Origin of the sequence: Pseudomonas sp. HN2 (assembly GCF_020736465.1) — a bacterium.
Lineage (GTDB): Bacteria > Pseudomonadota > Gammaproteobacteria > Pseudomonadales > Pseudomonadaceae > Aquipseudomonas > Aquipseudomonas moraviensis_A.
On record NZ_CP085885.1, the window covers coordinates 5465183 to 5476881 of the forward strand.

At 59.4% G+C, this 11699-nt stretch carries 10 protein-coding genes; 8 read left to right on the plus strand and 2 right to left on the minus strand.

Annotation, left to right across the window (positions count from 1 at the left end; genetic code table 11):
* Position 1: 1 nt before the first annotated feature.
* Both murU and LIS66_RS24355 read right to left on the minus strand, forming a co-directional pair.
* Complete coding sequence (gene murU / locus LIS66_RS24350; RefSeq protein WP_083353691.1) at positions 2-673, minus strand: N-acetylmuramate alpha-1-phosphate uridylyltransferase MurU; 672 nt, start codon at positions 671-673, stop codon at positions 2-4.
* Positions 670-1689 (minus strand): aminoglycoside phosphotransferase family protein, encoded by a 1020-nt coding sequence (locus tag LIS66_RS24355; RefSeq protein ID WP_123417897.1) that lies wholly within the window; start codon positions 1687-1689, stop codon positions 670-672. Before LIS66_RS24355 ends, murU begins: the two co-directional genes overlap by 4 nt.
* Positions 1690-1819: 130 nt before the next feature.
* Here LIS66_RS24355 and LIS66_RS24360 point away from each other — a divergent pair, with 130 nt between their 5' ends.
* The 8 genes from LIS66_RS24360 to LIS66_RS24395 all read left to right on the plus strand — a co-directional run bounded on the left by LIS66_RS24360 (position 1820) and on the right by LIS66_RS24395 (position 11677).
* Positions 1820-4621: an LPS-assembly protein LptD gene (locus tag LIS66_RS24360; RefSeq protein ID WP_042610121.1), complete on the plus strand. Its 2802-nt coding sequence runs from the start codon at positions 1820-1822 to the stop codon at positions 4619-4621.
* Positions 4596-5918, plus strand: a complete 1323-nt coding sequence (gene surA, locus LIS66_RS24365) for a peptidylprolyl isomerase SurA (RefSeq protein ID WP_185053921.1) — start codon at positions 4596-4598, stop codon at positions 5916-5918. Before LIS66_RS24360 ends, surA begins: the two co-directional genes overlap by 26 nt.
* A complete protein-coding gene (pdxA, locus tag LIS66_RS24370; RefSeq protein ID WP_083353693.1) occupies positions 5915-6904 on the plus strand; it encodes a 4-hydroxythreonine-4-phosphate dehydrogenase PdxA in 990 nt (329 codons plus the stop codon). The genes surA and pdxA overlap by 4 nt, the downstream gene beginning before the upstream one ends.
* A complete protein-coding gene (gene rsmA, locus LIS66_RS24375) occupies positions 6901-7719 on the plus strand; it encodes a 16S rRNA (adenine(1518)-N(6)/adenine(1519)-N(6))-dimethyltransferase RsmA (RefSeq protein ID WP_039757718.1) in 819 nt (272 codons plus the stop codon). The genes pdxA and rsmA overlap by 4 nt, the downstream gene beginning before the upstream one ends.
* Before the next feature lie 113 nt (positions 7720-7832).
* Entirely contained in the window at positions 7833-8213 is a 381-nt protein-coding gene (apaG, locus tag LIS66_RS24380) for a Co2+/Mg2+ efflux protein ApaG (protein ID WP_042610118.1), read from the plus strand.
* Entirely contained in the window at positions 8213-9094 is an 882-nt protein-coding gene (locus tag LIS66_RS24385; protein ID WP_227973186.1) for a symmetrical bis(5'-nucleosyl)-tetraphosphatase, read from the plus strand. Before apaG ends, LIS66_RS24385 begins: the two co-directional genes overlap by 1 nt.
* Positions 9095-9128: 34 nt before the next feature.
* Complete coding sequence (gene glpE / locus LIS66_RS24390; RefSeq protein ID WP_042610116.1) at positions 9129-9458, plus strand: thiosulfate sulfurtransferase GlpE; 330 nt, start codon at positions 9129-9131, stop codon at positions 9456-9458.
* Between the two features lie 296 nt (positions 9459-9754).
* A complete protein-coding gene (locus LIS66_RS24395; RefSeq protein WP_039757710.1) occupies positions 9755-11677 on the plus strand; it encodes a PrkA family serine protein kinase in 1923 nt (640 codons plus the stop codon).
* The last annotated feature ends 22 nt before the right edge of the window (positions 11678-11699 follow it).

Here is an 11699-nt window from a genome sequence, read left to right on the forward strand (position 1 = left end):
CTCAGCGACTCGCTTCTATCAGGGCTTCGGCTTCGGCCAAGCGTTCATGGGTACCGACATCCACCCAATGGCCCTTCAGGCGCTCGCCCGTGACTTCGCCGTCGGCCATGGCTTTGCGCAACAAAGGCGCGAGTTTGAAAGCACCGTCGCTGCAACCGTCGAACAGCTGCGGATGAAGCACGGCGATACCGCTGTAAGTCAGAGTAGGTGCATCAGGCTCGCCGTCCTGCACTTTGCCGTCGATCAGGGTGAAATCGCCCTTCGGGTGATGCGCCGGATTGTCCGCCAGCACCAGATGCGCCAAACCATTGATCGGCTGGTGCAACACGCTGAAGTCGTAATCGGTCCAGATGTCGCCGTTGACCACCAGAAACGCATCGTCACCGAGCAACGGCAGTGCACGGAAAATCCCGCCGCCGGTTTCCAGCGGCTCGCCCTCCGGCGAATACTGAATGCTCAGACCGAAACGCGAACCGTCGCCCAGATGATCTTCGATCTGCTGACCGAGCCAGGCGTGGTTGATGACGATGTCGTTGAAGCCTGCGGCCGCGAGGGCGCGCAGGTGATACTCGATCAGCGGCAGACCGCCGGCACGCACCAGCGGTTTAGGCGTGGTCAGGGTCAGGGGGCGCATGCGCTCGCCTTTGCCCGCCGCCAGAATCATTGCCTTCATGCCGTCGCTCCAGCATGCAAGCTGCTGAACAGCGCTTGCAGCTCCGCCAGTTCGGGACGGCGGGCGATCACTGCTTCTATATAAGAGAAGAAGCGCGGCACGTCGGCCAGATAACGCGGCTTGCCGTCGCGATGGCAGATCCGCGCGAAGATGCCGATGACTTTCAGGTGACGCTGCACGCCCATCAGGTCGCTGGCGCGCAGGAAATCTTCGAAATCCGTCTGCACCGGAATATCCAGCGCCGAGGCCTGCTGCCAATAACTCTCCAGCCAGCCGCGTACACGTTCTTCAGGCCAGCTGAGGAACGCGTCCTTGAACAGGCAAGTAACGTCGTAAGTCACCGGGCCGTATACCGCATCCTGAAAATCCAGCACGCCGGGGTTGGGCTCGCTGAGCATCAGGTTGCGTGGCATGTAGTCGCGGTGCACCAGCACTTTCGGCTGCGCCAGCGCGCTGTCGATCAGCAGCTGGCTGATGTGCTGCCACTGTTGCTGCTGCGCCGCATCGAACTCGATGCCCAGCTCATGCTTGACGTACCACTCGGGGAACAACTCGAGTTCACGCCGCAACAGGGCGACGTCGTAACCGGGCAACGGTGCGACCATCGGCAACTGTTGAAAAGCCAACAGCGCTTGCAGGGCATCGTGGAATAACGCGTCGGCATTTTCGCCATCGATCACGTCGAGATAGGTCTTGTTGCCCAGGTCATTGAGCAAAAGAAAACCGCGCTCGAGGTCTTCGGCATAAATTTTCGGCACATTTATTCCGGATTTCGCCAGCAAAAAGGCGATATCCACGAACGGTTTGCAGTTTTCCTGCGGTGGCGGCGCGTCCATTACGATGAAGCTGCGACCGTCGCCCTCCCAACGGAAGTAACGACGGAAACTCGCGTCGCTGCTGGCCGCGGTCAACGTGGCCGGGGGCACGGTGCCCCAGCCCTGCTCGGCAAACAGCTTCGCCAACTGCTCATCGAGCCAAACTTTCAGGTGTTGCAAGCGTACATCTTGGTCAGGCATTGCAAGGGTCTCCGACGGCGCTAGCCGTCAAGCGGGTCATGCTTTATTATCCAGCATCTTTTTCAGACCATCGAGAGGCGTGCGGCCCACACCGCGGGCAGATGGCACGCAGGAAGCCCGGACTAATAAGATGGCATTGAAATCCCCCGCGTTTCGTAAAAAATTTCCGTTGTTGGTAACCGGCAGTCTGCTGGCTATGCAACCTCTGGCCAGTCAATTCGTTGTTGCCGCCGAGCAGTATGACTGCTCCGTCTCGGCTACGGGTGGCTGGGACTGTGCGCCCAAGTCGCCCGCCGCGGCATTGCCGCCGCGTCCGGTGCATGACGGCAGTGCCGTCAGCGCCGCCGGCGAGCCTGTGGCCGACAAGGGTTCCGACGCCGACACTGGCGCGAAAACCGCACTGGTCACCGAAGCCAAGGGCCGCGGCCTGAAATCCCGTAGCGAAGACTACAGTCACCTCGACTGGGTTCCGCGCGAGAAGCTCACCGCCGCCCAATTGGCCGAGACTGGTCCTTACTGCTCTGGTTCCTATATCGAACCGATTCGTCCTGGCATGAATGACAAGACGAATAAAAGTGATGCGCCGACCTTCATCGGTGCCAAAGCATCGCGTTACGAGCAGGACACCCAGGTCGCCAGCCTCGCCGGTGACGTGATCATGCGTCAGGGCAGCATGCAGGTCGAAGCCGACGAGGCCAACCTGTATCAGGCCGAGAGCCGTGGCGAACTGGCCGGCAACGTACGCATCCGCGACAACGGTGCGCTGATCGTCGGCGACCACGCCGATGTGCAGCTCGACACCGGTGAAGCCAAGGTCGACAACGCCGAGTACGTGATGCACAAATCGCGCATCCGCGGTAACGCGCTGTACGCCAAGCGTGCCGAGAACGCGATCATCCGCTTGAAGGACGGCACGTACACCACGTGCGAACCGAACAGCAACGCGTGGCAGCTCAAGGGCAACAACATCACATTGAATCCGGCCACCGGTTTCGGTACCGCGACCAACGTGACCTTGCGCGTCAAAGACATTCCGATTCTGTACACGCCGTACATCTACTTCCCGATCGATGACCGCCGCCAGTCAGGCTTCCTGCCGCCGACCATCGGTTCGGGCAGCGACACCGGCTTCATGCTGGTCACGCCTTATTACTTCAACCTGGCGCCGAACTATGACGCCACGTTGTACCCGCGCTACATGAGCAAGCGCGGCATGCTGGTGGAAGGCGAATTCCGTTACCTGACCAAGTCGAGTGAAGGTCAGTTCGGGGCCTCGTACCTGAACGACGAGAACGACGATCGCAAACGCCAGTCCGACTACAACGAGACTCGCTACATGTACAACTGGCAGCACAAGGGCGGTCTCGACTCCCGTGTGCTGACCCAGGTCGATTACACCAAGATCAGTGACCCCTACTACTTCCAGGATCTGGAAACCGACCAGATTGGCGTTAAGAGCAGTGACTTTGTGAATCAACAAGGCCTGGTTTCTTACCGTGGTGATTCCTATACCGCCACGTTGAACGCTCAGAAGTATCAGTTGGCCACCGTTTCGAACATTACGCCTTACGGACGTCTGCCGCAGATCACCTTCAATGGTCAACTGCCCTATCATCCAGAAGGCCTCGATTTCGATTATCAGACCGAGCTGGTGCGTTTCGACCGCGACCTGAGAAGCGGCACCTTTGTCCAGGAAGACGGTATTACCACCGAGCCGCGTCTGGACAACAACATCACCGGCCTGGCTCGTGCCAATGGCGATCGCTTGAATCTGAAGCCGGGCGTCAGCCTGCCGATGAGCTGGACATATGGCTTCCTGAAGCCATCGCTGAAATATCAGTACACCCAATATCAGCTTGATCTGGACAACACCGGTAAAGCGCAGATCGATGCACTGTCGCCAGCAAACCAGAAGCTCTACGGCAAGTTCGACAGCAACCAGAATCGTGGCGTACCGATCGCCAGCATTGATAGCGGCCTCTACTTCGACCGAAATACTTCGTACTTCGGCAAGAACTATCGCCAGACTCTGGAACCGCGCCTGTTCTACCTGTACGTCCCTGAGGTCGATCAGGAAGATATTCCGGTGTTCGATACCAGCGAAACGACGTTCAGCTACTCCTCGCTGTTCCGTGACAACCGCTTTACCGGCGCCGACCGTGTCGGGGACGAAAACAAGCTGTCGCTGGGCGTAACCAGCCGCTGGATCGAAGACAACGGTTTCGAGCGTCAGCGCATCAGCGTAGGCCAGGCTTATTACTTCAAGAATCGCGAAGTGCAGTTGCCTGGTATCGATGCGAAAACCCGTGAAGATTCCAAATCCAGTGTCTCGCCGTACGCGCTTGAATACGAGTACCGCTGGAACCGCGACTGGCGCGCCACAGCCGACTACAACTGGGACCCGGACAGCCGCAGCCCGCGCTCCGGCAGTGCGATGTTCCACTACCAGCCAGCAGACAACCCGAACAAGGTCATCAATGCCGGCTATCGCTATCGTAATGATCAGGTTCGTTACGACCAGAACACCGGTCAGTGGTCGGTGGGCGGTGGTGACTACGGCGTTCCCGGGCAGCCTGGCTACGTGAAGGATTACTACAAGATCCAGCAGCATGACTTCTCCGTCATCTGGCCGATCGTTCCACAGTGGAACGCCATCAGCCGCTGGCAGTACGACTACAACCGCAATCGCACCCTGGAAGCCTTCGGTGGTTTCGAATACGACAACTGCTGCTGGAAACTGCGCCTGATCAATCGTTACTGGGTTTCCTATGACGAGTTCAGCCAGGAAGCTCCGCAAAACGAAAAAGGCGACCATGGCGTCTTCCTCCAAATTGTTCTGAAGGGGCTCGGCGGCCTGACTGGCGCCAAGGTAGAGAGCTTCCTCGACAAAGGCATTCAAGGTTATCGTGAACGTGAAGACCAAGCTTTCTGATTGTCTGCGCCCGCTGCTGCTGGGCGCGCTGTTCCTGGGCACGGCGGCCAACGCCGCCGTGCAGTCCATCGATAAAGTGGTGGCGATCGTCGACAACGACGTGGTCATGCAGAGCCAATTGGACCAGCGCGTTCACGAAGTTCAGCAGACCATCGCCAAGCGCGGGGGCGGCCTGCCGCCTCCGGGCGTGCTCGATCAGCAAGTGCTCGAGCGCCTGATCGTCGAAAACCTGCAACTGCAGATCGGCGAACGTTCCGGTATCCGCATCACTGACGAAGAACTCAACCAGGCCGTCGGCACCATCGCCCAGCGCAACAACATGACTGTTGATCAGTTCCGCGCTGCGCTGGCTCGTGATGGCCTGAACTATGACGACGCCCGTGATCAGATCAAACGCGAAATGATCATCAGCCGTGTGCGTCAGCGACGCGTGGCAGAACGCATTCAGGTTTCGGAGCAGGAAGTGAAGAACTTCCTCGCCTCCGATCTCGGCAAAATGCAGCTGTCCGAAGAACTGCACCTGGCCAACATCCTGATCCCGACCCCGGAAAGCGCCAACTCTGATGCCATTCAGAGCGCTGCGCGCCAGGCGATGGAGGTTTACCAGCAGCTCAAGCAAGGCGCTGACTTCGGTCAGATGGCCGTGGCCAAGTCCGGCAGCGACAACGCGCTGGAAGGCGGCGACATGGGCTGGCGTAAAGCCGCGCAACTGCCACCGCCGTTCGATCGTGAACTGAGCAGCATGGCCGTCGGCGACATCACCCAACCTGCACGCACCCCGGGCGGTTTCATCATTCTGAAGCTGCTGGGCAAGCGTGGCGGCGAAGCGCAGATGCGCGACGAAGTGCATGTGCGGCACATCCTGGTCAAGCCAAGCCCGATCCGCGACGAGGCCAAGACCAAGGCACTGGTGCAATCGTTGTATGACCGCATCAGCGCCGGCGAAGACTTTGCCGAGCTGGCAAAAAACTACTCGGAAGATCCGGGTTCCGCGCTCAATGGCGGCGACCTGAACTGGATCGACCCGAACGTACTCGTACCGGAATTCCGCGAAGTGATGGCCTCGACTCCACAAGGCCAGCTGTCCAAGCCATTCCAGACCCAATACGGCTGGCACGTGCTGGAAGTCCTTGGCCGTCGCGCCACCGACAGCACCGAGCAGGCCCGTGAGCAGCAAGCCATGACCGTACTGCGTAACCGCAAATACGACGAAGAGCTGCAAACCTGGCTGCGTCAGATCCGTGACGAAGCGTACGTAGAGATCAAACTCCCTGGTGCAGACCAGGCAGCGCAGTGAAACCCAAGCGTTTCGCGCTGACACCCGGCGAACCAGCCGGCATCGGTCCCGACCTGTGCCTGCTGCTCGCCTCGCAAGCCCAGCCACATCCCCTGATTGCCATCACCAGCCGCGACCTGCTCCTTGAGCGGGCCGCGCAACTGGGGCTGGTCGTCAATCTGCTGGATGTCACCCCGGATCAGTGGCCTGATGTTCCGGCACCCGCCGGTGGCCTGTATGTCTGGGATACGCCGCTCAGCGCACCGGTAGTTGCCGGGCAACTGGACAAGTCCAACGCGGCGTTCGTCCTCGAAACCCTGACCCGCGCCGGCAACGGCTGCCTGAACGGCGACTTCGCCGGGATGATCACAGCGCCGGTGCATAAAGGCGTGATCAACGAGTCAGGCATCGCCTTCTCCGGACACACCGAGTTTCTTGCCGACCTGACGCACACCGCGCAAGTGGTCATGATGCTTGCGACGCGTGGTTTGCGCGTGGCGCTGGTCACCACGCACCTGCCCCTGCGCGAGATTGCCGATGCGATCACCCCAGAGCGGCTGGAGCGCGTCACGCGAATCCTGCACGCCGATCTGCGAGACAAATTCGGCATTGCCCAGCCACGCATTCTGGTCTGCGGACTCAATCCGCACGCCGGTGAAGGCGGCCACCTGGGCCATGAAGAAATCGACATCATCGAACCGACCCTGGAGCGCCTGCGCAGCGAGGGCATGGACCTTCGTGGCCCGCTGCCTGCCGACACTCTGTTTACCCCCAAATATCTGGAGCACTGCGATGCAGTGCTGGCGATGTACCACGACCAGGGCTTGCCCGTGCTCAAGTACAAAGGCTTCGGCGCTGCCGTCAACGTGACGCTGGGCCTGCCGATCATCCGCACCTCGGTCGACCATGGCACCGCCCTGGACCTGGCCGGCAGCGGCAGGATCGACACCGGCAGCCTGCAAGTGGCCCTGGAAACCGCCTACCAGATGGCCGAGACCCGTTTATGAACGAGCAATACCAACACAAGGCGCGCAAACGCTTTGGCCAGAACTTTCTCCACGATGCTGGCGTTATCGACCGCATCCTGCGCTCGATCCATGCCAAGGCTGACGACCGCCTGCTGGAAATCGGCCCGGGCCAGGGTGCCCTGACCCAAGGCTTGCTTGGCTCCGGCGCCCAACTCGACGTGGTGGAACTGGACAAGGATCTGATCCCGATCCTCAACCAGCAGTTTGCCGGCATGAGCAATTTCAACCTGCATCAGGGCGATGCGCTGAAATTCGACTTCAATACGCTGAACGCCGCGCCGAACAGCCTGCGGGTGGTCGGCAATCTGCCGTACAACATCTCCACGCCGCTGATTTTCCACCTGCTGAACAACGCCGGCATCATCCGCGACATGCACTTCATGTTGCAGAAAGAAGTGGTCGAGCGCCTGGCCGCAGGCCCGGGTGGCGGTGACTGGGGTCGTCTGTCGATCATGGTTCAGTACCATTGCCGCGTCGAACATCTGTTCAACGTCGGCCCGGGCGCGTTCAATCCGCCGCCGAAAGTCGACTCGGCGATCGTTCGCCTGGTGCCCCACGCGGTATTGCCACACCCGGCCAAGGATCACAAGTTGCTCGAGCGCGTTGTGCGCGAAGCGTTCAATCAGCGCCGCAAAACCCTGCGCAATACCCTCAAGCAATTGCTCAGCAACGCCGAAATCGAAGCCGCCGGCGTCGATGGCAGCCTGCGTCCCGAGCAACTTGATCTGGCCGCATTCGTGCGCCTGGCCGACCAGCTCGCGATACAGGTACCGGCAGCTCCCGCCGCCGACTGACCAGCGATGAACGCTATCGGGCAGCACTCCACTCTGGTTTACTGCCCGATACTTGCCTAGACTGATTCCCCATCAGCTACGCCCCGCGTTCCGCTTCGTTAAGGCCTTCTTGCATGTCCGATTCCCGTTATCAGGTCGATGTCAGCGTCGTCACCCACTATCTGGCAGACCAATCGCAACCCGAACACGACCGTTTCGCCTTCGCCTACACCATTACCGTGCAGAACAACGGTGAGATTGCGGCCAAACTTCTCTCCCGGCATTGGGTGATTACCGATGGCAATGGCCATGTCGAAGAAGTGCGCGGTGAAGGGGTCGTCGGCCAGAAGCCGCTGATCGCCGCGGGCGAAAGCCACACGTATACCAGCGGCACGGTAATGATCACCAAGGTCGGCACCATGCAGGGCACCTATCAAATGCTCGCCGATGACGGCAAGCATTTCGATGCAGTCATCAAACCGTTTCGCCTCGCTGTACCCGGAGCCCTGCACTGATGACGACTTACGCCGTCGGTGACCTGCAGGGCTGCCTCGAACCGCTCAAGTGTCTGCTCAAGCAAGTTGCCTTTGACCCGGAGCTGGATCGGCTGTGGCTCGTGGGCGACCTGGTCAATCGTGGCCCGCAGTCGCTGGAAACCCTGCGCTTTCTCTACCAGATGCGTGAGTCACTGGTGTGCGTGCTCGGTAATCACGACCTGCACCTGCTGGCCGCTGCGAAGAAAATCGAGCGTTTGAAGAAAAGCGACACGTTGCGCGAAATCATCGAGGCGCCGGATGGCCCGCAACTGATGGAATGGCTGCGCCAGCAGAAGCTGATGCATTACGACGAAATCCGTGATGTCGCCATGGTTCATGCCGGCATCCCGCCACAATGGTCGCTGCGCCGCGCCTTGAAGTGCGCCGCCGAAGTCGAGACCGCACTGCGCGACGACAACGTGTTCCCCGCCTACCTCGACGGCATGTACGGCAACGAGCCGGCAAAATGGGACAACGACCTCAAAGGCATCGATCGCCTGCGGGTGATCACCAATTACTTCACGCGCATGCGCTTTTGCACCGCCGAGGGCAAGCTTGACCTCAAGAGCAAGGAAGGCCTGGACAGCGCCCCGCCCGGCTACAAGCCGTGGTTTCAGCACAAGGAGCGCAAGACCAAGGGCCTGCGCATCATTTTTGGTCACTGGGCAGCGCTTGAAGGCAATATCCACGAGCCGGGCATTTCAGCGCTGGACACCGGATGCGTATGGGGCGGCAGCCTGACGCTGATGAACGTCGACAGCGGCGAACGCCTGTCATGCAAATGCGATGAACACGGCGGGCTTGCGCACACGGTCGCGCCACTTATCTCCGAATCTTCGCCAGTCGGCGCACCGCGCTAGACTGCGCCTTCAGTTGAGCAACAGGAACTTTGTCATGAGCGAATTCAAACGAATCCCCCCGGAACAGGCCCAGGCCCTGCGTGAACAAGGCGCCGTCGTAGTCGACGTGCGCGACCCGGCTACCTTTGCCTCACTGCACATCAGTGGTTCGAAGCATCTCGACAACCATTCGCTGCACGCTTTCATTCAAGGCGCCGACCTGGATGCACCGACCGTCGTGGTCTGCTACCACGGCAATTCCAGTCAGGGCGCAGCTGCCTATCTGGTCGGCCAAGGTTTCTCCGACGTCTACAGCATGGATGGCGGTTTTGAGCTGTGGCGTACTACCTATCCTTCGGAAACTGCGCAAGGCAGCGAAGAATAATTTTTTTGCGCGGCGCAGGCCCCGGCTTCCGTGGGCCTGCGCGCGGCAGACAAACGGTCTGCCACAACTAATTACGTATCTCGCCTTTACCTCTCGAATTCCCAACTATCCTTAAGCGCAGGCCATCCAAAACAGGGGAGAGCCGGTACACCGGCGCGCGGGTCATCGGGAGTAGCTTTCGCGGTTTGTCGACCGTGGAAGAATTCTGGGGGGTAAACAGCAGCTGCCATAGCGACTGCTGCCAGCATCGACTGAGTGATCCGGCGTCGGCTCCACGTATCGAGCGAGGTGACGTCATGAGTATCTTTAGCCACTTCCAACAACGCTTCGAATCCACACGCCAGGAAGAACTTTCTCTGCAGGAGTACCTGGAGCTGTGCAAAAAGGATCGCAGCGCCTACGTTTCCGCCGCCGAGCGTCTGTTGATGGCGATCGGCGAACCGGAACTGCTCGACACTTCGACCAATTCGAGGCTGTCGCGCATCTTCTCCAACAAAGTGATCCGTCGCTATCCGGCCTTTGAAGACTTCCATGGGATGGAAGAATGCATCGACCAGATCGTCTCGTATTTCCGCCACGCCGCCCAAGGCCTGGAAGAGAAGAAACAGATCCTCTATCTGCTCGGCCCCGTGGGTGGCGGTAAATCGTCCCTGGCCGAGAAGCTGAAGCAGCTGATGGAAAAAGTGCCCTTCTACGCAATCAAGGGCTCGCCGGTCTTCGAATCGCCTCTGGGTCTGTTCAACGCCACCGAAGATGGCGCGATCCTTGAGGAAGACTTCGGTATCCCACGGCGCTACCTGAACACTATCATGTCGCCCTGGGCGACCAAGCGCCTGGCTGAATTCGGCGGCGACATCAGTCAGTTCCGCGTGGTCAAACTGTACCCGTCGATCCTCAATCAGATTGCCGTCGCCAAGACCGAACCCGGTGACGAGAACAACCAGGATATCTCGGCGCTGGTCGGCAAGGTCGATATCCGCAAGCTCGAAGAATTCCCGCAGAACGACGCCGACGCCTACAGCTATTCCGGTGCGCTGTGCCGGGCCAACCAGGGCCTGATGGAATTCGTCGAAATGTTCAAGGCGCCGATCAAGGTGCTGCACCCACTGCTGACCGCCACGCAGGAGGGTAACTACAACAGTACCGAAGGCCTCGGCGCGATTCCGTTCACCGGCATCCTGCTGGCTCACTCCAACGAATCGGAGTGGCACACCTTCCGCAACAACAAGAACAACGAGGCGTTCATCGACCGGATCTACATCGTCAAAGTGCCGTACTGCCTGCGCGTCAGCGATGAAGTGAAGATCTACGACAAATTGCTGTTCAACAGCTCCCTGTCCAAGGCGCATTGCGCACCGGACACCTTGAAGATGCTCGCGCAGTTCACTGTGCTGTCGCGCCTCAAGGAACCGGAAAACTCCAACATCTATTCGAAGATGCGCGTCTACGACGGTGAAAACCTCAAGGACACCGATCCAAAGGCCAAGTCGATTCAGGAATACCGCGACTCGGCCGGTGTCGATGAAGGCATGAACGGTCTGTCGACCCGCTTCGCCTTCAAGATCCTGTCCAAGGTGTTCAACTTCGACCCGCATGAAATCGCCGCCAACCCGGTGCACCTGCTCTATGTGCTGGAACAGCAGATCGAACAGGAGCAGTTCCAGGCTGAAACCCGCGAACGCTATCTGCGTTATCTGAAGGAATATCTCGCCCCGCGCTACATCGAGTTTATCGGCAAGGAAATCCAGACTGCTTATCTCGAGTCCTACAGCGAGTACGGTCAGAACATCTTCGATCGCTATGTGCTGTACGCGGACTTCTGGATTCAGGATCAGGAGTATCGCGATCCGGAAACCGGCGAGATCCTCAACCGCGTGGCCCTGAACGAAGAACTGGAAAAAATAGAAAAACCGGCCGGCATCAGCAATCCGAAGGATTTCCGCAACGAAATCGTCAACTTCGTCCTGCGCGCCCGGGCCAACAACAACGGCAAGAACCCGACCTGGCTCAGCTACGAAAAACTGCGGGTGGTCATCGAGAAGAAAATGTTCTCCAACACCGAGGACCTGCTGCCCGTCATCAGCTTCAACGCCAAGGCCAGCAAAGAGGATCAGCAGAAACACAACGACTTCGTTACACGAATGGTTGAACGTGGCTACACCGATAAACAGGTACGGCTTCTGTCCGAATGGTACCTGCGGGTCCGCAAGTCGCAGTGAGGCAGCTGCAAGCGTCCAGCTA

What these genes read in the sequence shown, in the direction of transcription:
- murU (WP_083353691.1), bottom strand. Translation starts at nt 673, where the DNA reads ATGAAGGCAATGATTCTGGCGGCGGGCAAAGGCGAGCGCATGCGCCCC.
- LIS66_RS24355 (WP_123417897.1), bottom strand. Translation starts at nt 1,689, where the DNA reads ATGCCTGACCAAGATGTACGCTTGCAACACCTGAAAGTTTGGCTCGAT.
- LIS66_RS24360 (WP_042610121.1), top strand. Translation starts at nt 1,820, where the DNA reads ATGGCATTGAAATCCCCCGCGTTTCGTAAAAAATTTCCGTTGTTGGTA.
- rsmA (WP_039757718.1), top strand. Translation starts at nt 6,901, where the DNA reads ATGAACGAGCAATACCAACACAAGGCGCGCAAACGCTTTGGCCAGAAC.
- apaG (WP_042610118.1), top strand. Translation starts at nt 7,833, where the DNA reads ATGTCCGATTCCCGTTATCAGGTCGATGTCAGCGTCGTCACCCACTAT.
- LIS66_RS24385 (WP_227973186.1), top strand. Translation starts at nt 8,213, where the DNA reads ATGACGACTTACGCCGTCGGTGACCTGCAGGGCTGCCTCGAACCGCTC.
- glpE (WP_042610116.1), top strand. Translation starts at nt 9,129, where the DNA reads ATGAGCGAATTCAAACGAATCCCCCCGGAACAGGCCCAGGCCCTGCGT.
- LIS66_RS24395 (WP_039757710.1), top strand. Translation starts at nt 9,755, where the DNA reads ATGAGTATCTTTAGCCACTTCCAACAACGCTTCGAATCCACACGCCAG.